Here is a 25,578-nt window from a genome sequence, read left to right on the forward strand (position 1 = left end):
GGGGGAGCGGCGGGCGCGGGCGGGGCAGCGGGCGGCGCGGGCGGCGCGGGCCGGGGCGGGGCCGCGCAAGCGGTGCGCGACGGGGGCGCGGGTCGCACGGACGGCAGTCGTGGGGATGGCGCCGCCGCGCCACCCGCGTCGTCAGGGTCGCCTGCGTCGCCGCCTGAGCGCAGACGCGCCGCCCGCACGGCGCCGAGAGCGGCGGCGCCGGCCGGCGCCGGACACGGCCCGGCGGCGACGACCGCTCCGCGCAGGCCGGCGACGGATGCCGCATCGAAGTCCGCGCGCGAGCGGCAGACGCCGCCCGCCGCGCCACCGCCTGCCGGGACCACGGTGGCGGGCCAGCTGATCGACCTCGCGGGCGGGCGGCCGATCGTCGCGCAGGCGCCCGCGACAGCGGGGCGCACCGTCGTCGCGAGCGAGCGCGCCGGTGGCCTCGACGCGCCGCTGCGCCCGCTGCTGATCGCGGTCGCGTTCGCTGCGATCGTCAGCGCGGGGATGGTGCGCGAGGCGCTGAGCGGCGAGCCGCCGCCGACCCCGCTGCTGTGAGCGCTCGCCCCGCGACGGGCCGGCCGCTCACGCGCGCGGCGCCTCGCGGCGGGATCTGAGCCACGTCACGTGCAGCGCGGTGCGCCCGGCGGTCGTCTGCTCGAGATCGGCGTCGACCTGCCAGACCTCGCGCAGGCGGGCGGGCACGAGCACCTGCTCGGGCGTGCCGCTGGCGACCGCGCGACCGTGCGAGAGCACGACGACCTCGTCGGCGACCGCGGCGGCGAGCGCGAGGTCGTGGACGACGAGCACGATCGCCAGGCCGTCGTCGGCGAGGTCGCGCAGCAACTGCGCCATCGCGGCCGCGGCACCGAGGTCGAGCGCGGAGGTCGGCTCGTCGGCGATCAGCAGCGGCGTCTCCTGCGCCAGTCCCACGGCGACCTGGACGCGCTGCAGTTCGCCGCCGGAGAGCGTCGTCAGCGGCCGCTCGGCGAAGGCGAGCACGCCGGCTCGCTCCATCGCTCGCTCGCAGGCGTCGCGGTCGCCGTGCGAGAGCCGCTGCAGCGGCCCGAAGTGCGGCGAGCGGCCGATCAGCACGGCTTCGCGGACGACGATCCCCTCCGGCACGCGCGGGCGTTGCGGCACGAAGGCGCGCAGCCGCGCGAGCCGCCGGCCGTGCAGCCGGCGCAGCTCCTCGCCGTGCCAGCGGACGCTGCCGCCGCTGCGGCGCTGCAGGCCCGCGACGACACGCGCGAGCGTCGATTTGCCGGCGCCGTTGGGCCCGACGACCGCGACCAGGCGGCCGGGCTGTGCGGTCAGGTCGGCACCGTGGAGGATCGGCGTGCCGGCGATCTCGACGCGGATGCCGCGCGCCTCCAGCAGCGGCGCGGTCGCGCCGCGGGCGACGACCCGCGGCGGAGCCCCCGGCATCAGACGTTCTTCCGCATCAGCCAGAGGAACAGCGGCACGCCGATCGCGACCATGATCGGCCCGACCGGCAGTTCGATCGGCGCCTTGATCGTGCGCGCGACGACGTCGCCGGCGGTCACCAGCGCGGCGCCGGCGAGCGCCGAGACCGGGATCACGTAGGCGTGCCCGTGCGTGCCGCCCATCATCCGCACCGCGTGCGGCACGACGATCCCGACGAACGTCAGCAGCCCGGCGAGCGCCGCGCTGCCGGCCGCCAGCACGGCGGCGACGGCGATCGCTCCCAGCCGCACCAGCCGCGGGTGCGTTCCGAGCGAGGCGGCGACGTCGTCACCGAGCGCGAGCCGATTCAGCGGCCGCACGAACATGACCGCGAGCACGAGGCCGGCGACGACGTACGGCGCGACCGCGCGGATCGTCGTCCAGCCGTCGGAGGTGAGGCCGCCGGTCAGCCACATCACCGCGGACGGGACGCGGCTGGGATAGAGCGCCATCAGCATCCCGGTGCCGGCCGTGAAGATCGCCCCGACGGCGATGCCGGCGAGGATCAGCCGGCTGATCGAGCCGCGATTGACGCCGGTCCAGGCGATCGCGACCGCGAGCGCGACGGCGATCAGGCCGCAGCCCATCGCGGCCAGCGGCAGCAGCGCGACCCGCCCCGGCACGAGCAGGATCACCAGCATCGCGCCGAAGGCGGCGCCGCCGGTCACGCCGATCACGTCGGGCGAGGCGAGCGGATTGCCGAGCGCCCCCTGCAGCAGCGCGCCGGCGACGCCGAGCGCGGCGCCGACGAGGATCGCCGCGGCGGTGCGCGGCAGGCGCAACTGCAGGATCACCTCGCGCGCGAGCGGGTCGGCGCCGTCGCGGCCGAGCAGCACGTCGATCACGTCGCGCAGCGGCAGCTTCAGCGTGCCGAGCGCCAGCGACGCGCAGACCGCGGCCAGCAGCGCGGCGATGACCGCGACCGCGACCGCCGTGCGGCGCGCCAGCGGCCGCGCGCGCCGGCGCGCCGGCGCCTGCGCGGACGGCGCGGCCGCGCCGTCCGCCATCGCCGGGCAGCTCATCGTCGCCGCGCCGCCCGCCGCTTCGCTCTTGCTCTCGCTCTGCGCGTCTGCGCTCTTCGTCTGCTCGTTCTCGTCGGCGCCGGCCAGTTTCTGAGGATCGTTCTGCGCACCTCGCGGATCGTGCGGGCCGGATCGGCGGTCGCCTGCAGCAGCTGATCGTCGGTGGGGACGTAGATGCGGCCGCTTCTGGCGGCCTTCGTCATCCGCCAGGGCCGGTAGCCGCGGTAGTAGCGCGCGATCGTCTCGATGTCGGCGGCCGCGCCGTGCGGGACGACGACGATGATGTCGGGGTCGAGCCGCAGCACCTCCTCGTTGGAGATGTTGGCCGCGTTCTGCGCCGCGCCCTGGTCGGCGAGCGGCTTCAGCCCTCTGGTCGCGAGCGTGGCGCCGGCGCGCATGAGCACGTCGGCGCCCCACGTTCTCTCCAGCAGCGCGACGGTGTAGCGCGACAGGCCGAGCACGACCAGCACGCTCCGGCGCGCTCTGATCCCGCGCGTGGCGGAGCGGATCTCGTCGGCCATCCGTCTGGCGACCTCGGCACCCTCCTGCTGCTTGTCGAGCACGTCGGCGATGTAGCGGATCGAGCGCGGCACGTCGACGATCCGCTGCGGGTCGAACTGGTCGTAGACCTTGATCCCGAGCCGCTGGATCGAGGGCGTGCCGGCCTCCCACGTGGGGGAGGAGAGGACGAGGTCGGGGCGCAGCGCGAGCAGCTGCTCGAGGTTCGCGCCGTTGGGATGCGACAGCGGGATCCGTGGGACGCCGTCGAGCTTGCTCGACAGGTATCTCTCGACCGGCGGGCGGCCGATCGCGACCGGCTCGACGCCCAGTTCGGCGACGATGTTCGCGGTGAAGGGGGTGAAGGCGACGACGCGCTCGGCGTCGTCGGCGCGCGCGGCGGGCGCGGCGGCGAGCAGAGCTGCGGCGAGCGCGGCCGCGCCCAGCGCGGCGCAGACGAGCGTCAGTGCGCGCAGCGGCGCGAGCCGCCGTGCCCGCACGCTCACGCCGCCACCTCGTCGTCGACGGGGACGACCTCGTACGTGCGCATCTCGACGCGCTCGGTCAGCGTGTGGTCGCGCTCGGCGTGGCTGGCGAAGAAGGCGTCGCTGCCGACCCACGTCTCGAACGCGGCGTGAGACTCCCAGCGCGTGACGACCGCGTACTCGTCGCTCTCGTCGCGGCGCAGCAGTTCGAACCCGGCGAAGCCCTCCTGCTCGTGCAGGTGGCGCTCGCGGCGACGGAACGCCGCCTCGAACTCCGCGTGACGGCCATCGGTGACGTGGACCACGTTCATGACGACGATCATCGCCATGCCTCCTGTGATTGCTGTTCGAATCGTGCAGCGCCGCGTCGCCGCCATCGCCACACTGAGTTAGGGAAGCCTAATGCATGTGTCGCAAAATCGTCCCGCAGTTCGCGCAGCGGCGCGCGACGGCGTTCGCCAGCGACGAAGGCCGCCGCCTCTTCAGGAAGCGGCCTGCCCCGTGCCGGCGCCGAGGAGGCCGCCGTCGACGTCGAGCGTCACGCCGGTGATCCAGCCGGCTGCGTCAGAGGCGAGGAAGAGCGCCGCCGCGCCGATGTCGTGGGGCGTTCCCGCGCGCCTCAGGGCGGTGCGGGCGACCGTGCTCGCGCGGTTCCCGGCGTCGATGCCGGCTTCCAGTCGTGCGGTCGCGACGTAGCCGGGCGCGATCGCGTTGACGCGGACGCGCGGCGCCCATTCGGCCGCCATGACGCTGGTGAGGCGGATCAGCCCCGCCTTGCCCGCCGCGTGGAAGCCGAGTCCGGGGAACGGGGTCGCCCCCTGACGGCCGGCGACGGACGCGATGTTCACGACCGCGCCGCCGCGCTCGAGCATCGCCGGCACGGTCGCGCGCGCGACGACGTGCGCGCCGACGAGGTTCGTGGCGAGCGCGTTGGTGAAGTTCTGGGGCTCGACCTCCAGCAGCGGACCGTGGCGGTAGTCGTCGGAGAAGGCGCCACCCGCGTTGTTGACGAGCACGTCGATCGCGTCCCACCGCTCGCGGACCGCGGCCACGGCCCGTTCGACCGCCGCGGGGTCGCGCACGTCGGCTGGGACGGCGAGCGCCTCGCCGGGCAGGTCGGCGACCGCGTCTGCCAGCCGCTCCGCGGAGCGGCCCAGCAGCGCGACGCGCGCCCCGGCGCTCGCGAAGACGCGAGCGATCCCGAGTCCGATCCCGCTTCCTCCCCCGGTCACGAGCGCGACCTTGCCCTCCAGTCCGAACTGCCGCAGCAGCGACCAGGACGTCGGATCCATCTCAGTACCCCTTGTCGATGTCGGCGACGCCCTGCAGCGGCTCTCTGCTGAGAAAGCGGCGGACGTTGTCGGTGAAGGCCTCGAAGGCGCGGTGCTCCAGACCCCTGGCGGCGCCGGAGACGTGCGGGCTGATCCGCACGGCTTCGCGCTGCCGCAGCGGATGGTCATCGGGCAGTGGCTCGGGCTCGGTCACGTCGAGCGTCGCCGCGCTCAGCCGCCCGTCGTCGAGCGCGCGGAGCAATGCCGCGTCGTCGACGACCGAGCCGCGCGCGACGTTGATCAGGTGGGCGCCCGGCTTGACCTCCGCGAGGACCGAGTCGCCGATGAGACCGATCGTCTCCGACGTCGTCGGAACGGTGAGGACGATGTGATCCGACTGCGCGAAGAGGCGGTCCAGCGGCACGATCGAGACGCCCGCGAGCGGCGAGCGCTCGCCGCAGCGGCGTGTCGCCACGACATTCGAGCCCAGCGGCGCCAGCAGCCGCGCGACGGCTTGGCCGATGTCGCCGAAGCCGACGATGCCGACCGTCGCGTCACGCAGGAGTCCGAGCGTGAAGAGCGGGACGTGCGCGCCGGAGTAGATCCACGGCATGCGCTTCTCCGCGCTCAGGATCGCGGCCAGCACGTACTCGGCCACCGCGCCGCTCCAGACGCCGCGCGGCACGGTGACGACGCGCTCGGCGAGCAGGCCGGGCGGGTACTGATCGATCCCGACGCTGAGGCTGTGCACCCACGGCACGCCGTCGGCCCAGCTGACGTCGATCGAGGAGAGCGCCGCGCGCGGCAGGTCAGGGCGGGGTCGTGCGAACAGCACGTCGGCCGGGCGGCCGGGAGCGGCCTCCGGGTCCAGCGGGATGTCGAGGACTTCGACGTCGGGGGCGGCGCGTTCGATCGCCTCACGCGCGGCCGGGCCGACTTGGTTCCAGATCAGAGTCATGGCAGAGGACGGTCCGGGAGCCCCCGAGGAGGCTCCCGGATCGCAGCGCCTCAGATGATCGGCGCCACGATCGACTCGTAGGTGTTCTGGCCGTCCGCGAGGTCCCACGACTGCATCCAGCTGTACGTCTCCTCGAAGCGCTTGAGATCGAACGGCTTCGCGTGCGAGTAGCGGTGGAACGCGAGGCTCAGCTCCTCGGGCGCGAGGCGCCCGCCGGTCTGCTTGGCGACGTGAGCGCGATATCTGTCGCGGTCGGCGTTGATCAGGTCGACGGCGCCGTTGACCGCTCGGACGTACGCCGAGCGCGCCGCGTCCGGCACCGCGGAGCCGAAGATCTGCCCGCCGCGGTAGAAGGTCAGCGCGACGATGTGCGCGCCCTCCTTGAGCGCGAGGCTCAGGAACGGCTCCATGACGGTCACCGCGGCGAGGTCGCCCTCGCGCGCCCCGGAGAGGATGTCGTCCATGCTCTTGGGATAGCGGAGGTCGATCTGCTCGCGCCGCAGCCCGCCTTCGAGCAGCTGCAGCGTCGTGTAGTGCTGGCCGGTGAACTTCGCCACCCCGACGGGCTGGTCGACGAGGTCGTGCGGCTCTTGGATCTCAGGGCGATAGCTGACGATCGCCTGGGCGGTGACGGCCGGGCGCAGGTACGCGATCTTCGCGTTTCTCTCCACGCCCTGCTCGATCTGGTTGATCACGCCCCATTCGCACATGTTGTACGTGTGGGCGCCGTGCTCGCGGAAACGGTCGAACATCGCCTCCCAGCCGTGCTTGCCCTGCGGCTGCCAGTGCCAGTCGTCGGTGACGACGGTGTCGAGGCCCTCGCGCTCGAACAGGCCCTCCTCCTCGGCGACCTGCTCCGGCAGAGTGAAGACGGGCGCCGACGGGAGGATGGCGATCTTGGTGCGGGAAGTGACGAGCGTCATTGATCTGCTCCTTTGGTCCGGGACTAGTTGCCGCCGGCGAGGCCGGCGTTGATGTTGTCGGTGAAGGTCGGGACGAGCAGCTCGTCCGGGTCGATGGTTCTTCTGATCGCGCCGACCTCGAGGTAGAGGTCCTGCGACTCGCGCAGCTTGGCCGCGGTCTCGCCGTCAACCGGGATCAGCTCCATCGAGAGAGCCTCCGCGGCCTGATCGGCGACGGCCTGGTCGATTCTGTTGACCTCGGCGAACTTTCTCGCCCAGCCCGCTCTGTTGGCCGCGAGATATCTCGTCGAGCGCGCGAAGCGCTCGAGGAAGTCGGCGATCGCCGCGGAGCGCTGCTCGTCGTCGAGCGCCTTCGGGTTCGCGTCGATGAACGAGCGCGTGCGCCAGAACTCGCTGCCGTCGGCGATCTTCTCGGCACCGGCGGTGAGCACCGTCGAGGTCGCCATCGGCTCCCAGATGGCCCAGGCGTCGACGTTGCCCGAGTTGAAGGCGGCGGCGGCCTGCGCCGGCGGCAGGTTCGTGATCTCGACGTCGTCCGCGGAGAGGCCCTCGTTCTTGAGCGCCTGCGCGAGGAAGCCCTCGCCCGCGGAGCCTCTGAAGACCGCGATCTTCTTGCCTCTCAGATCGGCGATCGATCTGATCGAGGAGCCTCTCGGCACGAGGATCTGCTGACCGACTCCGGGCACCTCCGTCGCCGCGACCGCCTTGATCGGCGAGCCGTTGCCGACCGCGCTGATGACGCCGAGGTCGCTGGAGATGCCGATGTCGGCGGCGTCGCCCTGCAGCGCCTGGATGACCGGCGGCGCCGCGTCGAAGGAGCTCCACTCGAGCTCGTACGGTGTGTCGTCCTCGCCCGCGTACTCGAGGATCGGCGACAGCGACTTGCCGACCTGGGCGACGCGCAGCTTGACGCCGTCGAGGTCGGCGGCGCCCGATGCCGCCGCGGTCGTGGCGGTCGTGGCGGTCGTCGCCGCGCCGCCGCTGTCGTCGTCGCCGCAGCCGGCGGCAAAGAGCCCTGTGATCGCGAGCAGGACGAGCAGCGGTGCCAGGATTCGTCGGTTCATGTCGTCTCGTTGTTGAGGTTGGTGGGACCGAGCAGATCCGTGTCGAAGACCCCGAGCTGCTTCAGCAGCCGGTCGCGGAGCTCGGCGAAGTGCGGATGGTCGCGCGGCCGCGGCCGCGGGATCTCGACCGGCGCGTCGAACGCGAGGCGCCCGTCGCGCAGGACGAGCACGCGATCGGCGAGCAGCAGCGCCTCGTCGACGTCGTGCGTGACCAGGAGCGTCGCCGGCCCGTGGCGGTCGAAGAGCTCCAGCAGCAGTCTGTGCATCCGGATTCGCGTCAGCGCGTCGAGCGCGCCGAACGGCTCGTCGAGCAGCAGCAGCTCCGGTTCGCGCACGACGGCACGGGCGAGCGCGACGCGCTGCGCCTCCCCGCCGGAGAGCGTCCGCGGCCATGCGGAGAGGTGCTCGCTCAGACCGACCTCCTCCAGCGCGGCGACGGCGCGCCGACGCCCGTCGTCGGCGGAGATGCCGATGCGGACGTTGTCGACGACGCGCTTCCACGGCAGCAGACGCGAGTCCTGGAAGACGACGGAGCGCCGCTGCGGCAGCTCCAGGTCGCCTGTGGCCTCGCGGTCGATCGACGCGAGGATCCGCAGCAGGGTGCTCTTGCCCGAGCCGCTGGCGCCCAGCAGCGCGACGAACTCGCGCGGCGCGATCTCGAGGTCGACGCCCGCGAGCACGCGCCGGTCGCCGAAGCTCCGCTGGAGTCCGTGCACACGCGCGCCGCTGCCGGTGCTCGTCACGGCGGTCATCTGTCCGTCCCCAGCGACGCTCGCCAGTCGAGCGCCCGCCGCTCGATCACGCGCACGATGACGTCGGAGGCGAGCCCGAGCAGGCTGTACACGATCAGGCCGACGACGATCACGTCGGTGCGGAAGTACTGCTGCGCGTCGATCATCAGGTAGCCGATCCCGGAGGTCGCGTTGATCTGCTCGCTGATCACCAGCACGACCCAGGCGATGCCGAGCGAGTAGCGCAGCCCGACCAGGAACGACGGCAGCGCCGACGGCAGCACGACGTGGCGGATGAGGGCCGCCTGTCCCAGCCCGAAGGTCTGCATCGCCTCGACGAGGCGACGGTCGACGGCACGGATGCCGCCCAGGAGATTGAGGTAGATCGGGAAGGTCGTCGCGATCGCGACCATCGCGATCTTCGGCGTCTCGCCGATGCCGAACCACACGATCAGCAACGGGATCGTGGCCGTGACGGGCATCGTGCGGAACATCTGCATCGGCCCGTCGACCATGTTCTCGCCGATCCGGGAGAGCCCGGAGACCAGCGCGGCGACCGTGCCGACGGCGACCCCGATCGCGAGCCCGAGCATCGCGCGGCCGAGCGAGACCCACAGGTGCTTCGGCAGCTCGCCGCTCTCGATCAGCGCCCACGATGCGGAGATGACGGCGGACGGCGACGCGAGCGTTTGCGGGTCGATCGCCCCGAGGCTCGAACCGGCCTGCCAGGCGAGCAGCAGCAGCAGCGGCCCCGCGAGGCGCTGGATGCCGGCGGGGACGCGAAACCGCCGCCTGTGCCGTCTGCGCGGCGCGCCGGTCGCGACCGGCGCCCTGGTGCGGGCGGCGGACGGAGGTGCGAGGGACTCAGATTGAATCTTCATAAATACGATCGACTTTGTCGTGTCGTCAGGTGGGAGGATAGTAGCAGCGCTTCCATAGAATGGAAGCGCAAAATGGAAATCCGCGGGGCTGTCTCCCGTTCTGCGATACTGCGACGTGCAAATGACCGCTCCGACCGCCCCACCCGAAGCGACGGACGGCGCCTCCTCCGCGAGAGGCGTCCAATCGGTCCGTCGCGCGATCGCCTTGATGGCGTCGCTCGTCGACAACCACGACGGCCTGACGCTGACCGAGCTCGCGCGGAACGCCGAGTTGAGCGTGAGCACCGCCCATCGCCTCATCCAGACGCTGTGCGACGGCGACATCCTCTGCCGGGACGCGGATGACGAACGCTTCGTGCCGGGGCCGCTGCTGATGCGTCTGGCGCGGTCGTCACTGGCCCACGGCGGACTCGGCGAAGCGTCCGACGCGATCACGGACCTCTCGCTGCGCACGGGGGAGACGGCGACCTTCGTGGTGCGCGACGGACGGTCCGCCCTCGTGATGATCGCGTCGCCGCCGCTCAGCGCTCTGCGCATCGAGCGTCAGGTCGGGGAGCGTCTCGGTCTGCTCGACTCGGCGGCCGGGCACGCGCTCCTGGCCTACTCGCCCGAGCCCGTGCGGGAGAGCGTGGCGCTCTTCGGCGAGCCGACGACGGCGCTCGTCAACGAGATCCGCGCGGTCAGCTACAGAAGGTGGGCGTACGACGACGACCACGCGACCGGGATCCGTGCGCTCGCCGCTCCGATCCTCGGCGTCGACCACACCGCCACGACGGTCGTGAGCCTCGAGGGTCCTGCCTCGCGCGTCACGGACGACCGGATCGAGACGCTCGCGGCCGACGTGCAGCGCTGCGCCCGCAGCCTGCGGCATCTGCCGATCTCGATGGCGAGCATGGCCTCAGCGCTCGATGCGGGTCCGGCCATGGCGCCCCGGCGCTGAGCGGTCTCGGAATCCTGGACTCGGCGTGATCCTGCCGCGCGGCGACGAGCGCCGGACGCATCAGCCGAAGAGGTCTCTGGTCTTCCGGCGAATCGCTTCCGACGCCTGTCTCGCACCACGTGAGGTCGCCTGACCCACGACGCGCGATGCGTCGACCACGCCGTCCTTCGCACTGATGGTCTGGCGCTTGACCTCGGCGCCGGTCTCAGACAGCGCTGGTCGGCGCACCCTCCGGTCGAGCTCCGGCAACTCCGCCCGAGAGACGGTCGCGAACGATTCGAGTGCGTTCAGCGCCTGCGTCGATGACCTCTGCATGTCGCGAATCGAGAAGAGCCGGTGAACCTCGAGCGGATCGATCCGCTTGGCTGCTTCGATCCGCTCGGCTGCCGTACGAACCAGCGCCGCGTCACGTTCGCGCTGGTCGGCCAGCGCACGTCTCGCCTCGGCCAAGGCCGACGCCACGTGCTCGGGGTCCGTCGCCCGGATCCGCTCCAGCCGCAGGTACTCGAGGAGATGGAGCGCTTGCTCAGCGATCAGGATGAGTCTGAGGCTCCCCGCGACCCCCTTGGGGCTCGCGATCCGATCGACGGCCGCCTCGCGCTTGGGAAGCGAGTCCGCTGAATCGATGTCGTTGATCGAATCGGTCACGTACGCCCGGAGCGCCTCGAGGGCGATCTCCAGGTCACGCCGGGCGCCGGCAACCTGGTCCCAGTCGGCCTCCAGCAGCCGGCCGCGCGCTTGCGTCGCGTCCACGACCTGCTGCAGGTACCGGTACGTCCCGACGACCTCGCCGACCTCGCGCGCCCTGACCCGCTTCTGAACGTCCGAGACCTTCTGGTCGACGGCCTCGACGGCCGCTTGAACGTCGGCGATGGCCGAGCGCAGCGCCAAGGAGACTGCTGCGGTCTGCATCGCGAGCGCCTGCTCCGCTCCCATCGAGACGCCCTGGAACGACAACTCACCGGCAAACTTGCTGTTGATGTGGCGAGCGTTTCCCTTGAGCAGCTTGTCGGCGCCGAACTCGTGTCCGACCTCGGCGAGCTTCGCCAAGCTCTCCGGCGTCAGTCGGTAGAGGTCCTCGGTCAACGTGCGCGCGGCCGCAACGGAGGTGGCGACGGCCCCGGCCTCGGCGATCCTCGTCACAGAGCGTCGTCGCGGGGAGGTGTCCGGGCCGAGCAGCTCCGCCAGCACCAGGTCAACGGCACCGACTTCGCCAGTGACGTACAGCTCGTCGCCGTCGAGGAACAACGTCACCTCATCCGATGCGCCCTCGCCACCCACGTCCATGCGGCCGAGGATACGGCTTCGCGCATCAGCCTGGAGCGGAACTCGCCAGTCGCACCGCCGCCTTGCAATTGAACGACGGCGTCGTCTGGAACCGCGCGCTCAGCGATGCCGAGTTCAACGCGATGACGTCGTGGATCGGCTTGATGCACCAGTATCCGCGCGCGCTCTGGCGGCTCGACGGATCGGCGCCGTTCAGCGACGCCACCGGTCGCAACCTACACGAGCTTCGGCGTCGCCGACCCGCTCGTCACGTACGCGTCGGCCAACAGAGTCACCAACTACCTCGACCCGAGCACGGGGACAAACCCCAACCAGCTCGACGTCTGGGCCTTCAACATGGCCAACGACGTCGACTGGGCGAACAAGCTGAAGGTCGTGCTGCCGCCCTCCTACCCGGTGATCGTCGGCGGTGACGTCGACGAGGTCGCGGTCTACGACCAGGCGCTCACGCCGCAGGCCGTCAAGCGCCACTACCTGGCGGGCACCGCGCTCTGACGCGAGACATCCGCGCGGTGGCGTGCCGCCGGGTGGGTGTCGGGGAGGCGGTCGCCGCGTCCGAACAGCTTCCGGCGCAGCGTCCCCTCGTCGTAGGAGGTGCGGTAGACGCCGCGGCGCTGAAGCTCCGGCACGACGAGGTCGACGAAGTCGACGTAGGAGCCCGGCGTGATGACGTTGCAGAGGTTGAGGCCGTCGGCGTCGATCGCCTCGACCCACTCCTGGATTCTGTCCGCGACGGTCGCCGGCGAGCCGACCGCGAACGCCCCGCCGGGCCGCAGCCCGGCCGCCTGCTCGACCAGGTCGCGCACGGTCCAGTCGCCGTTGCCGAGCAGCTCGGCGGTCGAGTGGACCGCGTCGCTGGGGACCAGTCTGAGCGGCTCGTCGGGGTCGTAGCTGGCCATGTCGAAGCCGGTCCAGCCCGACCACAGCGCGAGCGTGGCCTCCGGCTCCAGGTAGCTGCGGTAGAGGTCGTGCTTGCGGTGCGCCTCCGCGTCGGTCTCCGCCACGACGACCGTGTAGCTGCTGAAGACCTTCACGTCGCGTGCGTCGCGCCCGGCCGCGACGGCTCTCGCGCGGATGTCGGCAACGCGCGCGGCGCCGATCGCCTCCGTCGGCACGGCCAGGAAGACGGCCTCGGCGTGCTGGCCGGCGAACGCGCGGCCGCGGCCCGACGCGCCCGCCTGGTAGAGCACCGGCGTGCGCTGCGGGGAGGGCTCGGCGAGGTGGATGCCGGGCACTCTGAAGTGCTTGCCCTCGTGGCCGATCGGGTGGATCTTGGCGGGATCGGCGAAGACGTGGCGGTCGAGGTCGCGCACGACCGCGTCGTCCTCCCACGAGCCCTCCCACAGCTTGTACGCGACCTCGAGGTACTCGTCGGCGACGTCGTAGCGCTCGTCGTGGCCGAGCTGTCTGTCGAGCCCGATGTTGCGCGCGCCGCTGTTGAGGTAGGAGGTCACGACGTTCCAGCCGATCCGACCTCTCGTCAGGTGGTCGAGCGTCGAGAAGCGGCGCGCGAGCGTGTACGGGTGGTCGAACGTGGTCGACGCGGTGACGCCGAAGCCGAGGTGCTCGGTCACGTGCGCCATCGCGGAGACGAGCAGCAGCGGATCGTTGACCGGCACCTGCACGCCGCCGCGCAGGGCGGCCTCCGGGCCGCCGCCGTAGACGTCGTAGATGCCGAGCACGTCGGCGATGAAGAGACCGTCGAAGAGGCCGCGTTCGAGGTGCTGCACGAGGTCGGTCCAGAAGGCGAGGTCCTTGTAGCGCCAGGACTGGCTGTCGGGATCGCGCCACGTGCCCGAGACGAGGTGCGTCGGGGTGTTCATGGCAAAGGCGTTGACGAGGATCTGGCGAGACATCGCGGGCTCCTGTGGAGGCTGGTTCGAGTGGGGGAGGGTGCTGCGGCGGTCGCGGCGGCTACGGCCGCGCGACCGCCCTGAGCTGGGGGCGCTCGAGCGTCGGCAGCGAGGCGACGAGGCGCCGCGTGTACGGCTCGCGCGGGCGCAGGAAGACCTCGTCGGCGCTGCCCTGCTCGACGACCCTGCCGTCGTTGAGGACGAGCACGCGGTCGCTCATGTGGTGGATCACGCCGAGGTCGTGGGAGATGAACAGGTAGCTGACGCCGAGCGCGGTCTGGAGGTCGGCGAGCAGGTCGAGCACCTGCGCCTGGATCGAGACGTCGAGCGCGGAGACCGGCTCGTCGCAGACGATCACCGCCGGATCGGGCGCGATCGCACGCGCGATCGCGACCCGCTGGCGCTGACCGCCGGACAGCTGCAGCGGCCGGCGCGCGCGGTGCTCCTGCGGCAGGCCGACCTGCTCCAACAGCTCGCCGACGCGGGCGCGCCGCAGTTCGCGGCTCGGGAAGGCCGACGGCGACAGCGCGTCGTCGACGATCCGCTCGACCGTCCAGCGCGGGTCGAACGAGCTGAGCGGATCCTGGTAGACGACGGTGATCTGGCGGCGGCGGTCGCGTCGGTCGCGCTCGCGCACGCCGCTCCACGGCCGCCCGTCGAGCAGCACGCTGCCGGCGTCCGGCTCGACGAGCGCGAGCGCGATCCGCGCGGCCGTCGTCTTGCCCGAGCCGGACTCGCCGACGATCCCGAGCGTCTCGCCGGCGGACAGCTCGAACGAGACGTCGTCGACGACGGTGCGCGTGACGCCGTCGGGGCCGCGATAGCGCTTGACGAGCCCCTCGGCTCTCAGCACGGGAACGGTCCCGGACCGCAGCGGGCGCGAGCGCACCCCCAGCGCCGGATGCGGCCCACGGCCGGGTGCCAGGCGCGTGCCCTTCGAGTGCATCGACGGGATCGCGTCGAGCAGCGCCTGCGTGTAGGCGTGGCGTGGGCTGCGCAGCACCTCCCGCGCGGGGCCGTGCTCGACGATCTCGCCGGCTCGCATCACCGCCACGTGGTCGGCCATCTGGGCGACGACCGCGAGGTCGTGGCTGATCAGGATCAGGCCGCTGCCGCGCTGCTTGGTCTGCGCCAGCAGCTCCAGCACCTGCGCCTGGATCGTCACGTCGAGCGCGGTCGTCGGCTCGTCGGCGACGATCAGCTTCGGGTCCAGGGCGATCGCGGAGGCGATCAGCGCACGCTGGCGCAGGCCGCCCGACAGCTCGTGCGGCAGCTGGCGCGCGCGCAGCTCGGGCTCCGGCACGCCGACCTGTCTCAGCAGCTCCACGACTCTCGCCCGGCGCTGCTCGCGCGTGCCCCAGCGGTGCAGCCGCAGCGGCTCGGCGATCTCGCGCCCGACCGGGCGCAGCTGGTCCAGCGAGACGAGCGCGTCCTGCAGCACGAACCCGACCTCGGCGCCGCGGACCGCGCGCCACTGCCGATCGCGCAGCCTCAGCAGATCGCGGCCGTCGAGCTCGATCCGGTCGGCGGCGACCTGCGAGCGTCCGCCGGTCAGCCCGACGAGCGAGCGCGCCGTCACGCTCTTGCCCGAGCCCGACTCGCCGACGATCGCCAGGCAGCTCCCCGGCGCGAGCGCGAACGAGATGCCTCTGACGACCTCGACCGGCGCCCTGCGGTCGCCGAAGCCGACACGCAGGTTCTCGACGCGCAGCAGGTCGCGCCGCGTCACGTCCTCGGCGCTCATCGATCGAGCCCTCCTTCGAGGCGCAGCTGGACATAGCGGCCGATCGTCGTGACGGCCATCGTGAACGCGACGATCGCCAGGCCCGGCATCACCTCCAGCCACCACGCGTGCGTGACGTAGCTGCGGCCGGCGTCGAGCATCGCGCCCCACTCCGACGCGGGCGGCGCGACGCCGAGGCCGAGGAAGGCGAGACCGGACGCCCACACGATCGACTGGCCGACGCCCATCGTCCCGACGACGACGAGCGGCCGCAGCGCGTTGGGCAGGATGTGGCGGCGCGTCACGCGGCCGAACGAGTGGCCGAGCGCGTGCGCGGCCTCGACGTAGCCCGACCCCTTCACGGCGAGCACCTGTCCGCGGACCATCCGCGCGTAGCCGGGCGCGATGCCGACCCCGACCGCGACGATCTCCGTCGAGACGCTCGCGCCGAAGACGGCGACCAGCAGCAGCGCCAGCAGCAGGACCGGGAACGCGAAGGCGACCTCGAGGAAGCGGTTGACGACCCCGTCCACGAGCCTGGGACCGAGCCCGGCGAGCGTGCCGAGCAGCAGCGCCAGGCTGAGCCCGATCGCCGTCGCGCCGAGGCCGATCAGCAGCGACTGACGCGCGCCGTAGACGACGCGCGTGTAGACGTCGCGGCCGGACTGGTCGGTGCCCATCGGGTGCGACAGCGACGGCGCTCTGAGCGCGTCGGCGAGGTCGATCGCGACCGGACTGCGGCTCGTCAGCAGCGCCGGGACGAGCGCCGCCACGACGAAGAACGCGACGATCAGGAGCGACAGCACCAACGTCGGGCGCGGCAGGCGCCGCGACGCCGGCCGCGCTGCGCCCTCGACCAGCGCGGGGACGGCCTCGGCGGCTTCGATCGTGCTGCTCATTGCGCGCGCATCCGCGGGTCGACGATCGTGTACGCCAGGTCGACGAGCAGGTTGGCGATCACGTAGACGAACGCGACGAGCAGCACGACGCCGGTCACGACCGGCAGGTCGCGAGCGTTGACCGCGGTCACGATCACCTGCCCGAGGCCGCGCCGCGAGAAGACCGTCTCGACGATCACGGCGCTGGAGAAGAGCGTGCCCAGCGCCCAGCCCGAGAGCGTGATCGCCGGCAGCACCGCGTGGCGCAGGACGTGGCGCACGCGCACCTCGAGGTCGCCCATCCCGCGCGCGCGGGCCGACGTCACGAACGGCTCGTCGAGCACCTTCGCGAACGTGTCGCGCGTGACCTGGCCGAGGAAGCCGGCGAGCGGGATCCCCAGCGTCAGCGCGGGCAGCACGAGCCCGATCAGGCCCTCGCCGCCCTCGACGGGGAACCACTGCAGCTGGATCGCGAAGACGACCAGCAGGACGATCCCGAGCCAGTACTGCGGCAGGCCGACCGCGAGCACCTCGAAGCCGGAGCCGAGCGACGAGCGCAGCCGTCCGCGCCGCGCCGTCGCCAGCGTCAGCGCGAGCGCGAGGATCCAGCCGATCACGAGCGCTGCGAGCGTCAGCACGAACGTCGGGCCGGCCTGCTCGAAGATGATCTCGGTGACCGGGCGATGCAGCTGGTAGGAGGTGCCGAGGTCGCCGCGCACCACGTCCCCGATGAAGCTCGCGTAGCGCGACAGCAGCGGGTCGTGGAAGCCGTACTGGGCGTTCAGCGCCGCGAGCGCGGCGGGATCGGGGTTGGCCGAGACGCTGCCGCTGGACTGGTTGAGGATCAGCGTCGCCGGGTCGCCCGGCATCAGCTGCTGGATCAGGAACGCGAGCGTCGCCACCGCCAGCAGCACGCCGACGACGCCCGCCAGCCGTCCCGCCGCCGTGCGCAGGCGACGGGACCAGCGGCCGCCGCGCCCGGCGGCCGCGGACGTCAGCGAGACGGTGCTCATCTGGCGAAGTGGGCGTCACCGAAGACGGGCTCGCCCTGCGAGGGCTCGATCCAGACGCCCTGCAGTCTTCTGTCGATCGCCAGCGAGGTCGTCTGCGGGTAGAGCCCGAGCGCGACCGCGTTGTCGGCGACGATTCTCTGGGCTCTCTCGTAGAGCGCTCTCTGTCTGGCCGGGTCGAGCGTCGCGTTGGCCGCTCTGGCCGTGCTGTCCAGCTGCGGGTCGTTGAAGAACGACGTGTTCCAGGGGTTGGGGCTGTCCGGCGTCGACTGGCGGTAGTTGATCAGCAGCACGCCGGGGGTCGGCGCGGTCCAGTAGCTCGGGTAGGCGTTGTAGGCGTCCGGCGTCGAGTATCTGCCGCTGAAGATCTCGGCCTGCGTCTTGGGCTCCAGCACGACGTCGAAGCCGGCCTCCTTGACCTGCTGCTGGAGGTTCTGCAGCAGCGTCGCGCCCTCCTGGTTGATGATCGCGCCGGCGCCGTAGACCAGTCTCACGGTGAGGCGTCTGCCGCCCTTGGTGCGGAAGCCGTCGCTGTCTCTCTGCGTCCAGCCGGCCTCGTCGAGCAGTCTGTTGGCGCTGTCGAGGTCGAGCGGGTAGGCGTCGGCCAGCGCCGCGTCGTAGTCGGGCGTGCTGCTGCTCAGCGCCGGGTTGCCGGCCCACGGCACGACGCCGTTGAAGGCGCTCTCGGCGGCCGCTCTGGCGTTGCCGGCGTAGAGGAAGGCCTGGCGCACCTTCAGCTCGTCGAACGGCGGTCTGATCGTGTTGAGCGCGAGTCGCACCGGCGCGCCGGGGGTGATCACCTGCTGCAGCTCGAAGTCGGCTCTGGCACCGTCCCAGTCGACTGTCGGGACGTCGTAGATCGCGTCGACCTGACCGGTCTCGAGCGCGCCGAAGCGGGCGGTCGGGTCGGGCAGGAACTTCCACACCAACCCGTCGACGTACGCCGGGCCCTGGTGTCTGGCGTTCTCGGGTGCCGAGTTGTAGCCCGGGTTTCTGACCATCGTCACGTCCTGGCCGTGGTTCCACTTCTCCACGACGAAGGGACCGGTCCCGACCGGCGACTCGCAGTTGTCCGCCAGGCCGCGCGCGAGCGCTCTGGGGGACTGCATGCCGAAGTAGGACTGCGACAGCACCGTCAGCAGCGGCGAGTACGGCGCGTTGAGCGTGATCGCGACCGTGTACGGGTCGACCACTCGCGTCGATCTCGCGTCGAACAGCCCGCCGAAGTAGGTCAGCGCCCCGCTGCCGGTTCTCGGGTCGAACCAGTGCGCGATGTTGGCCTTCACGGCGTCGGCGTCGAACGGCGAGCCGTCGGTGAATCTGACCCCTCTCTTGAGCTGGAGCGTGTATCTGAGCCCGTCGGGCGAGACGCTCCACGACGTCGCCAGCCACGGCACGAGTCTCCCGCCCGGCTCCAGCGAGACGAGTGAGTCGAGGTACTGACGCGCGATCAGCGCCTGCTGCACCCAGCCGCCGCTGGCGGGGTCGAGGCAGGGGACCTCCTGCACGTGCGCGTAGGTGATCGTGCCACCACTGGCCGGCGTGCCGTTCGCGACCGTCGCGCTGCCGCCGGCCGTGTCGCCGGATCCGCTCGTCGTCGCGCCGCCGCCTCCGTCACCGCCGCAGGCCGACAGCAGCGTGGCGAGCGCGAGCGCGCCGGCGGCGAGGCCGGCGACTGCGGTCCGCCGGCGCGGCGCGCGTGGCCGCGCGCGGGTGCCGGTCTGGTGCGCGGACCCGCTCGCTGCGGAGCCGGTGCGCGGTGTCTGACGTGGGGAGTTCATGCGTGCGTTGACCTCTGAGGTGAAGGACCTGCGAAGGCGAGGGAGCATCAGCGACGTTTCGATCAGCGTCAAATCGGCATTCGCGAGGGGTTGATAGGGTTTCCCTACCAACCCGGTCGACTTTCACGGCTTTTCACTTGACTCATGCGAATCGAGCAACTCGAGTACATCGCCGCGGTGACGCGGCTGGGATCGTTCCGTCGCGCCGCCGAGGAACTGCACATCTCGCAGCCGGCGCTCAGCGAGACGATCCGCAACCTCGAGCGCGAGCTCGGCGTCGAGATCCTCGACCGCCGCCGTTCGGGCGCGAAGATCAGCGACGAGGGCCGCGAGTTGCTGCCGCACATGATCTCCGTGCTGGAGGCCGTCGACCGACTGCGCCGTACGGCCGGCGATCACCACAGCAGCGCCCGCACCGTCCGCGTCGGGGCCGTCAACAGCGCCAGCACGCCGCTGCTGGCACCGGCGATCAGGGCCTTTCGCGAGCGGCATCCGGCGACGCAGGTCGAGCTGATCGGCACGCAGCAGGAGGTGATCCAGCGCCTGATCCTCGACGGCGGAGTCGATCTCGGCCTCGTCAGCTACCTGGAGGGCGACGACCTGCCGCCGGAGCTGGACACGTCCGTGCTCGTGCGCGGGCGGCCCGTCCTCTGCATGCGACCGGACAGCCCGCTCGCGGCGCGCGCCGAGATCCACAGCGCGGAGCTGCTCGAGCAGCCGCTGATCGTGATGCGCTCGGGCTACACGATGCACCGCTTCGTGCATCGCCTGCTGGCGGGTCGCGTGCCGGCGTTCCCGTATGCGACCGACGGCGCGGAGCTGGGCAAGCTGATGGTCGCGCAGGGGCTCGGCGTCACGGTGCTGGCCGACTTCAGCGTCATCGGCGATCCGCTCGAGCGCAGCGGCGAGATCACGTGGCGTCCGCTCGCCGACAGCGACACCAGCGTGCTGCTGGTGATCCAGCGCCCCCGCTCGAGCGCGGCGTCGCCGGCGGCGCGCGACCTGCGCGAGATCTTCGTCGCGCGTGCGCGCGGCTACGAAGCCGAACGCGCGCGCGACGAAGCTGCGGGCGACGCCGCCCAGCGAAAGCCGGTGGCGGCGGGGCGCGGCGACAGCGGACTCGCGGGCAGCTCGCCGGTCGGGTCGTCCTCGTTGTAGGCGCTCGGGGCGACGTCGTTGGGTGCGTCGGCGTGGAACAACGAAGCGAGCAGCTCGATCTGCCCGCGGCCGACGCCCAGCTCGCCCATGCCGCCGCCGTACATCGGGCGCTGCTCGCGCGTGCAGCGGGCGTAGACCTCCAACAGCGCGCGCAGGCCGCCGATGCGCGACGGCTTGACGTTCACGACCCGTCCTGGCAGCGGTGTCGCGCCGATGTCGTCGGCGCTGTGGATCGGCGCGTCGTAGGAGATGCGCTCGGCGTGGTCGCGCAGCCGCCGCGTGATCTCGGGCAAGTCGTGGGGATCCTCCAGGTAGGCGTCCGGGAACGCGACGAGCACGCGCTCGTACAGCTCGCCGAGCGCCTGCGGATCCTTCACCTCGATGCCGTACTGGCCCTTGAAGTCGATCGTGTCGACCGCGCCGGTGGCGGCGACCTCGTCGACAAGCGCGGCGGACCACGTCGCCTCCGCGTCGAGCTTGAAGCGCACGCCCGGCGAGCGGGTGAGCCGCCGCCGCACGGGCTCGATCGCGGGCTGCTCGCCGAGGCCCAGCGAGTTGACGAAACGCACCGGCCGCGGCTGCAGGCCGAGCACGTCGTGCAGAGCGCGGCCGGCCTGGCGCAGCGCGAGGTCGAGCGCCGCCGACTCGAACGCCCAGTTGCGGTAGCTGCGGGCCCATTCCCACTCCGGCGGTCTGGGCCACGGATCGAGCGTCGCGAGGTGGTCGCAGAAGCCGGCGAGCGTCCACTCGCCCGCGAGCGGCAGCGCGGGCCGCGCCTCGTGCAGCGACGTGCCGTCCTCCTCGTGGATCGAGACGTCCTCGCCGAGCCCGTCAGCGCCGGCGCCGACGAGCCGCACATGCGTCGTCACCCGCTCGGATTCCTGGGCGAGGACGGCGTGCAGTCGCTCGTACTCGCACGACTCGACGATCAACGGCAGGTCTGCCAGCCGGGGCCAGAGCGATTGCGGAGGCGTCATGTCCTCGCAGACTAGCCCGAGCGGCCGATCTCCTCACGTCGGAATGTGAACCGACTACGCTGCCCCGATGCGTGCCTCCGAGCGGTCTCCGAAGCGTCGTCTCCATGCCCTCGCCGTCGTCGCCGTCGCCGCTCTCGTGGGCGTGTCCGCCACGACCGCGGCTGCGACCGAGACCGCCACGAACCCGCGGCCGAAGCCGAAGATCCTGAGCGCCTCGTGGGGCACCGACGACGCGGTCGGCTGCCCGTCGGGCGCGAGCGGCCTGGACAACATCCCCGTCACCTTCGACTGGTTCGTCCGCCGCGCGTCGATCCAGACGACGGACTTCCAGATCGTGCGCAGCGACGGGACCACTGCGACGCCGACCTGCGCGCTGCAGTTCCCGCCGGACGAGCGCGACGAGGCGCAGACGGTCAACCTGATCGGTGACTTCGGTGACTCCGTGAACGGCCCGACGCCGGTCGCGATCGGAATCGTCGGCGCGCTGCAGGGCAAGGCTCCCGGCGCGAACGCGTGGAAGGCGTTCCCGTCGTTGAAGCAGGCTGACGTCGAGCCGCTGTCCGGCGGTCCGTACGTCGTCGACGCCTGGACGCTCACGCCGGCGCTCTACCGCGGCGATCGCAACCGCTGCGAGACCGGCAGAACGTTCGTGCGCGTGATGTGGTCCAACGGGCTGACGGCGTACCCGACCGGCGAGGAGGTCGGCGCCGCCGTCGTCTCCTCCTACCGCGCGCTGTATCGCCGGCCGAACGGCAAGAGCGTTGCGATCGCGCCGCTCGACGTCGCCGATCTGCACGACCACAGAAGCGCGGCCAACGCCGACAACATGCACGACCTCTGCCTGCCGCGCCCACCCAGGGGCGCGAGACTCGCCGGCGTCACGATCGCCGCCAACCTGATCCAGGACCCCAACGGCGACCCGAACCTCGCGCAGAAGTTCCGCGCGCCGCGCATCGACTGACGCCCGGCGCACCGGTGCGGTCGAGCGTCGGCGGCGGCGTTGCCGTGGCGTTGGCTGAGCGCGCCGTTGCGGACCAGCAGCGTCCACTCCGCCGCGGTCAGGTGGAAGTTGCGCCAGGGGCCGGACTCCGACTGGTAGCCGAACTGCTCCAGCGCGGCCGCCTGCAGATCGCGCGGTGGACGAGGAGGTTCTGGGCGGCGAAGGAGAGGGCGATGAAGAGGAAGATGTCGCCGGGGTGCTCGCCGGGGAAGATGCCGGTGATCGAGGCGACGGTGCCCATCGCGATCTTGATGCCGATCAGCAGTGCCCAGAGCGCGAGCGTGGTGCGGTTGCCCTGGGAGAGCAGGGTGCCCGCTTGGTCGCGCCAGATCGGGATCGCGGCGCCGCGCCAGAGCCCGATCGCGATCGAGATGACCGCGCTGACGGCGAGATAGGCGGCGGCGTCGGTGCTGTCGGCGAGGTCGCCGGTGCCGAAGCCGAGCACGCCGATCGCGGCGAAGATCAGCGGCAGTTTGACGAGGCCGGCGGTGGTGACCTCGTGCACGCGCATCTGGCGTGAGATCGACCAGGGGACGAGCACGAGCAGGATCAGCAGGACGGTCATGGCGAAGGCCTCCAGTCGGTGGTGATCGGACGGGGTCAGATGGCGACGAGTTCGAAGCGCTCGACGTAGCTGGCGCCGTCGGCGCCGTGGTAAGTGCAGGTGCTGGCGGTGAGGTCGACGTCGTACGTGAGGACGCCGGCAGCCCAGATCGCCGCGATGAAGTCGGGGAAGGCCGACTCGCCGGCCTGGTCGGTGCGGATCGCGGCGACGAGCGCGGGCTCGTCGAACGGGGCCACGTCGGCGATACCGCTGGCGATCGGCTCGTGCTGCATCACCACCGGTCCGTCGGTCGTGAAGTAGACGAACGCGTTGGACGGCACGACGACGTGGCAGCGGCTGACGCCCGCCTCCCGCAGCGAGGCTGCGAGGTGGGGGAAGCCGCCGACGGCGGGTCGGATGGCGGCGCCGCGCTGCAACGCGGCTTCGACGGTCGTGATGGCAGTGCTCATCGTGGTGCTCCGGGTTGGAGATCGCTCGACCGGTGGGCGGCCGAGCAGGAACGGGAGCAGATTCCCAAAACGACAATAAATTGTCAAGTCGACATATTGCTGTCATATTGTCAGGCGGCTGTCGGAGTCGACCGTTATTGTCATCTCCCACGCCATGCCTGCCCGCGACGACGCCAGAGAGGAAATTCCGCTGCTGATCGCCGACCTGTTCGAGGCGGCTGGCGCGATGCGGCGCCACGGCGACCGGATCGCGGCGCAGTCCGGGCAGACGCAGGCCCGTTGGCAGTTGCTGAGCGTCGCCAGCGCGGGTGACTGGACCGTCCCGCGCATCGCGCACCGTCTCGGCATCAGCCGCCAGGCGGTCCAGCGCGTCGCTGACGAGCTGCGCGACGAAGGACTGCTCACCGCCGAGCCCAATCCCTACCACCAGCGCTCGCTGCTGATCCGTCTGACCCCGGAGGGGCGCCAGGCGCTCGCTGCGATCACCGCGCAGGCGCAGCGCTGGCACCGCAGGCTCGCCAGAGTCCTCGACGGCGCCGACGTCGCGACCACTCGTCGCGTGCTGCGCGCCCTCGTCGACGGCGCCGACTGACGCCGTCGACGAAGGTCGTCCCTGCTCCCAGGGCTTGCGGCGAGCCTCAGGCCCGCTGATGCACGATCAGCACGGAGGTCTCCGAGTGGGCCAGCACGGCGGAGGCGACGCTCCCGACGAAATGGCCCGCGAGCGGACCGTGGCGGTGGGCGCCGAGCACTATCAGGCTCGCGTTCCGCTCCTGCGCGACCTTGACGATGCCCTTCCAGGTCGGCGCCGCCTCCTCGGTGAGGATCTGCGCGCGGAAGCCCGCCTTCTCCGCGAGCGCCGCTCCCTGCGCGGCGGTCTCGTGCGCGGCCTGGTGGACCTCGGCGGCGTTCGCGGCGTCGAAGTGCTGCTCGCCGACGGGCACGAATCCGACGTCGGCCGGCTGCCACACGCACAGGACGAGCGCGTCGCGCCCGCTCGCGAGCTGCTTGCCGGCCTGCTCGATCGCGCAGCCCGCCAGCTCGCAGCCGTCGTAGGCGAACAGGACCGGGCCGGGGTCGAGCGGCCCGGCGGCGGTCGTCGTCGCGTCTGCGTCAGTCGAGGTCATGTCAGCTCACGCTTTCGGTTGCGGGGGGTGCTGCCGGCACGCCGCGGCGGATCTTCGCCAGCAGCGGCGGCGAGTACCACGCCGGCTCCATCCCGGCGAGGAAGCGGTCGAGGTCGGGCTGCTGCGGGCGCGCGCCGCCGAGCGCGTAGATCCCGACGCCGAGGACAGCGCCGCCGACCGCGAGGCCGAGGCCGATCCAGAGCGCGGTCGTGGTGCCGCTGACGACGTCGCCGCCGACCGTGGTGGCGAGGTGGGCGAAGATCGGCGCGATCATGAACGCCGCGACCGCGCGCAGCAGTTCGATGATCGCGAACACGCGCTGGAGGTTGGCGGACGGCAGCGAGAAACCGGCGACGAACAGCGCGGGCGCGACCGTCGCGCCGAGGCCGATGCCGGTCAGGCCCGAGCCGAGCAGCGTGAGCCCCTCGCTGGACGGCACCTTGATCAGGAAGACCGCGATGCCGGCGGCGAGGAACAGCATGCCGACGAGCGGCAGGTAGTGCATCTGCTTGCGCGTGATCACGAGTCCGAGCGCGACTGCCGTCAGCACCGCGCCGCCGAGCTCCGGCAGGTACAGCAGCCCGATGTGCAGCGGGCTGTACTGCCCGACCAGCAGCGCCGCCGTCAGCGCCGACGCCGAGACCGACGCGGCGGCCGCGAACAGCGCGACGACGATTCCGGCGACTGGCATCGTGCTCGTCAGCATCGAGCGGATCGTCAGCAGCGGGTTCGGCGCGAGGCACTGGTAGACGATCAGGATCACGATCGCCGCCAGGCCGCCGATCAGCGGCAGCAGCGTCGTGACGTCGACGAACGCGTGCGTCGTGAGCATCGAGGCGCCGAAGAAGGCGGCGACGCAGCCGACCGCGGCCAGCCCGATCGCGGGCAGGTCGCGCGGCGAGTCGGGATTGGCGGCCGGCGAGTCCTCGAACGTCAGCACGGCCAGGACCAGCGCCGCGAGCGATATCCCCGAGACGATCCAGAACAGCGGGCGCCAGCCGTCGGACTGCGCCTGCAGCCCGCCGATCAGCGGGCCGAGCGCGACCGCGCCGAAGATGCACATGTTCATGATCACGGCCGTGTCGCGCAGCTTCTCCTTCGGGTAGCCGATCGCGAGCGGCGGCACCGCGGCGATCAGCAGCAGGCTGGTGCAGAGGCCCTGGATGATGTGGCCGGTGATGAACATCGCCGCGTTCTGCGCGGCCGCCGTGAGCACCGACCCGATCACGAGCAGCACGGCGTAGCTGAGCAGCATCCGGCGCTGCGGCAGGTGCTGGGCGAACTGGACCGCGAGCACCGTGCCGACGGCGTAGGCGGCGTTGGCCATGCCGGCGCTGAGGCTCATCGTCTGCGCGCTCATGTGCAGCTGTTTGGAGATGATCGGCGTCAGCGGCTCGAGCGCTGCTGACAGCGCCAGGTACGGGATCAGCGCGAACATGACCATCGACGCGACCGCGGCATAGCGGCCTGCGAGAGGACCTTGGCGCATCAGCAACCACCGCCCAGCGTCGTTGCGGGCAGGACGTTCATGTCGTTTCT

Annotated in this window: 25 protein-coding genes and 1 pseudogene; 6 read left to right on the forward strand and 20 right to left on the reverse strand. The window is 71.8% G+C overall.

The genetic code is table 11. The features are described from left to right. Positions 1-549: pseudogene (locus Q7L65_RS17030) on the forward strand (hypothetical protein); the annotation flags it as partial. A 27-nt stretch (positions 550-576) separates the two neighbouring features. On the opposite strand, the gene Q7L65_RS17035 reads toward Q7L65_RS17030, so the two are convergent. The 10 genes from Q7L65_RS17035 to Q7L65_RS17080 form a co-directional block, all read right to left on the reverse strand. Beyond that, entirely contained in the window at positions 577-1,419 is an 843-nt protein-coding gene (locus Q7L65_RS17035; RefSeq protein ID WP_304722848.1) for an ABC transporter ATP-binding protein, read from the reverse strand. Beyond that, on the reverse strand, positions 1,419-2,480 hold the full coding sequence (locus tag Q7L65_RS17040; RefSeq protein WP_304722850.1) for an iron ABC transporter permease: 1,062 nt from the start codon (positions 2,478-2,480) through the stop codon (positions 1,419-1,421). The genes Q7L65_RS17035 and Q7L65_RS17040 overlap by 1 nt, the downstream gene beginning before the upstream one ends. Then, the gene (locus tag Q7L65_RS17045; RefSeq protein WP_304722852.1) at positions 2,477-3,484 is read right to left on the reverse strand and encodes an ABC transporter substrate-binding protein; all 1,008 of its coding nucleotides are present in this window, start codon (positions 3,482-3,484) and stop codon (positions 2,477-2,479) included. The genes Q7L65_RS17040 and Q7L65_RS17045 overlap by 4 nt, the downstream gene beginning before the upstream one ends. Further along, entirely contained in the window at positions 3,481-3,792 is a 312-nt protein-coding gene (locus tag Q7L65_RS17050; protein ID WP_304722853.1) for an antibiotic biosynthesis monooxygenase, read from the reverse strand. Before Q7L65_RS17050 ends, Q7L65_RS17045 begins: the two co-directional genes overlap by 4 nt. Positions 3,793-3,945: 153 nt before the next feature. Then, positions 3,946-4,755: an SDR family NAD(P)-dependent oxidoreductase gene (locus Q7L65_RS17055; protein WP_304722854.1), complete on the reverse strand. Its 810-nt coding sequence runs from the start codon at positions 4,753-4,755 to the stop codon at positions 3,946-3,948. 1 nt (position 4,756) lies between these two features. Further along, positions 4,757-5,692, reverse strand: a complete 936-nt coding sequence (locus tag Q7L65_RS17060; protein ID WP_304722855.1) for an NAD(P)-dependent oxidoreductase — start codon at positions 5,690-5,692, stop codon at positions 4,757-4,759. 50 nt (positions 5,693-5,742) lie between these two features. Further along, a complete protein-coding gene (locus tag Q7L65_RS17065) occupies positions 5,743-6,615 on the reverse strand; it encodes an ABC transporter substrate-binding protein (protein WP_304722856.1) in 873 nt (290 codons plus the stop codon). A 23-nt stretch (positions 6,616-6,638) separates the two neighbouring features. Next, positions 6,639-7,679, reverse strand: coding sequence for an aliphatic sulfonate ABC transporter substrate-binding protein (locus tag Q7L65_RS17070; RefSeq protein ID WP_304722857.1), 1,041 nt, complete (start codon positions 7,677-7,679; stop codon positions 6,639-6,641). Next, on the reverse strand, positions 7,676-8,431 hold the full coding sequence (locus Q7L65_RS17075; protein ID WP_304722858.1) for an ABC transporter ATP-binding protein: 756 nt from the start codon (positions 8,429-8,431) through the stop codon (positions 7,676-7,678). The genes Q7L65_RS17070 and Q7L65_RS17075 overlap by 4 nt, the downstream gene beginning before the upstream one ends. Further along, positions 8,428-9,291: an ABC transporter permease gene (locus Q7L65_RS17080; protein ID WP_304722859.1), complete on the reverse strand. Its 864-nt coding sequence runs from the start codon at positions 9,289-9,291 to the stop codon at positions 8,428-8,430. The genes Q7L65_RS17075 and Q7L65_RS17080 overlap by 4 nt, the downstream gene beginning before the upstream one ends. A 121-nt stretch (positions 9,292-9,412) precedes the next feature. Between Q7L65_RS17080 and Q7L65_RS17085 the strand changes: the two genes are divergently transcribed. Beyond that, positions 9,413-10,231 carry an IclR family transcriptional regulator gene (locus Q7L65_RS17085; RefSeq protein ID WP_304722861.1) on the forward strand — a complete coding sequence of 273 codons (819 nt, stop codon included), beginning with the start codon at positions 9,413-9,415 and terminating at the stop codon, positions 10,229-10,231. A gap of 60 nt (positions 10,232-10,291) precedes the next feature. On the opposite strand, the gene Q7L65_RS17090 is transcribed toward Q7L65_RS17085, so the two are convergent. Then, positions 10,292-11,518 (reverse strand): hypothetical protein, encoded by a 1,227-nt coding sequence (locus Q7L65_RS17090; protein ID WP_304722863.1) that lies wholly within the window; start codon positions 11,516-11,518, stop codon positions 10,292-10,294. Positions 11,519-11,854: 336 nt separating this feature from the next. On the opposite strand from Q7L65_RS17090, the gene Q7L65_RS17095 reads away from it, so the two are divergent. Further along, positions 11,855-12,013 carry a hypothetical protein gene (locus tag Q7L65_RS17095; protein ID WP_304722864.1) on the forward strand — a complete coding sequence of 53 codons (159 nt, stop codon included), beginning with the start codon at positions 11,855-11,857 and terminating at the stop codon, positions 12,011-12,013. Here Q7L65_RS17095 and Q7L65_RS17100 read toward each other — a convergent pair. From Q7L65_RS17100 to Q7L65_RS17120, 5 genes are read right to left on the reverse strand one after another with little or no spacing between them, the layout of a single operon-like run. Then, on the reverse strand, positions 11,989-13,374 hold the full coding sequence (locus tag Q7L65_RS17100; protein WP_304722865.1) for an LLM class flavin-dependent oxidoreductase: 1,386 nt from the start codon (positions 13,372-13,374) through the stop codon (positions 11,989-11,991). The two genes, Q7L65_RS17095 and Q7L65_RS17100, sit on opposite strands and share 25 nt — an antisense overlap. 58 nt (positions 13,375-13,432) lie before the next feature. Then, positions 13,433-15,115 carry an ABC transporter ATP-binding protein gene (locus Q7L65_RS17105; RefSeq protein ID WP_304722867.1) on the reverse strand — a complete coding sequence of 561 codons (1,683 nt, stop codon included), beginning with the start codon at positions 15,113-15,115 and terminating at the stop codon, positions 13,433-13,435. After that, positions 15,112-15,993, reverse strand: a complete 882-nt coding sequence (locus Q7L65_RS17110; RefSeq protein ID WP_304722869.1) for an ABC transporter permease — start codon at positions 15,991-15,993, stop codon at positions 15,112-15,114. Before Q7L65_RS17110 ends, Q7L65_RS17105 begins: the two co-directional genes overlap by 4 nt. Next, positions 15,990-16,985, reverse strand: coding sequence for an ABC transporter permease (locus Q7L65_RS17115; protein ID WP_304722871.1), 996 nt, complete (start codon positions 16,983-16,985; stop codon positions 15,990-15,992). The genes Q7L65_RS17110 and Q7L65_RS17115 overlap by 4 nt, the downstream gene beginning before the upstream one ends. Further along, on the reverse strand, positions 16,982-18,763 hold the full coding sequence (locus Q7L65_RS17120; protein WP_304722872.1) for an ABC transporter substrate-binding protein: 1,782 nt from the start codon (positions 18,761-18,763) through the stop codon (positions 16,982-16,984). Before Q7L65_RS17120 ends, Q7L65_RS17115 begins: the two co-directional genes overlap by 4 nt. A gap of 144 nt (positions 18,764-18,907) precedes the next feature. Between Q7L65_RS17120 and Q7L65_RS17125 the strand changes: the two genes are divergently transcribed. Next, complete coding sequence (locus Q7L65_RS17125; RefSeq protein ID WP_304722874.1) at positions 18,908-19,921, forward strand: LysR family transcriptional regulator; 1,014 nt, start codon at positions 18,908-18,910, stop codon at positions 19,919-19,921. A 1,119-nt stretch (positions 19,922-21,040) separates the two neighbouring features. Continuing rightward, positions 21,041-21,859 (forward strand): hypothetical protein, encoded by an 819-nt coding sequence (locus Q7L65_RS17130; protein WP_304722875.1) that lies wholly within the window; start codon positions 21,041-21,043, stop codon positions 21,857-21,859. 97 nt (positions 21,860-21,956) lie between these two features. Here Q7L65_RS17130 and Q7L65_RS17135 read toward each other — a convergent pair whose 3' ends face one another. Together Q7L65_RS17135 and Q7L65_RS17140 are read right to left on the reverse strand one after the other, a co-directional pair. Then, positions 21,957-22,463, reverse strand: coding sequence for a hypothetical protein (locus Q7L65_RS17135; RefSeq protein WP_304722876.1), 507 nt, complete (start codon positions 22,461-22,463; stop codon positions 21,957-21,959). Between the two features lie 35 nt (positions 22,464-22,498). Next, entirely contained in the window at positions 22,499-22,912 is a 414-nt protein-coding gene (locus tag Q7L65_RS17140; protein WP_304722878.1) for a DUF1398 family protein, read from the reverse strand. A 154-nt stretch (positions 22,913-23,066) separates the two neighbouring features. On the opposite strand from Q7L65_RS17140, the gene Q7L65_RS17145 reads away from it, so the two are divergent. After that, positions 23,067-23,504, forward strand: a complete 438-nt coding sequence (locus tag Q7L65_RS17145) for a MarR family winged helix-turn-helix transcriptional regulator (RefSeq protein WP_304722879.1) — start codon at positions 23,067-23,069, stop codon at positions 23,502-23,504. Between the two features lie 46 nt (positions 23,505-23,550). Here the strand turns inward: Q7L65_RS17145 and Q7L65_RS17150 are convergent, their stop codons facing one another. Together Q7L65_RS17150 and Q7L65_RS17155 are read right to left on the reverse strand one after the other, a co-directional pair. Next, positions 23,551-24,039: a universal stress protein gene (locus Q7L65_RS17150; RefSeq protein ID WP_304722880.1), complete on the reverse strand. Its 489-nt coding sequence runs from the start codon at positions 24,037-24,039 to the stop codon at positions 23,551-23,553. Between the two features lies 1 nt (position 24,040). Then, on the reverse strand, positions 24,041-25,528 hold the full coding sequence (locus tag Q7L65_RS17155) for an MFS transporter (RefSeq protein WP_304722882.1): 1,488 nt from the start codon (positions 25,526-25,528) through the stop codon (positions 24,041-24,043). Positions 25,529-25,578: the final 50 nt, after the last annotated feature.

Source organism: Conexibacter sp. CPCC 206217 (assembly GCF_030646165.1).
In the GTDB taxonomy this organism is placed as follows: domain Bacteria; phylum Actinomycetota; class Thermoleophilia; order Solirubrobacterales; family Solirubrobacteraceae; genus Conexibacter.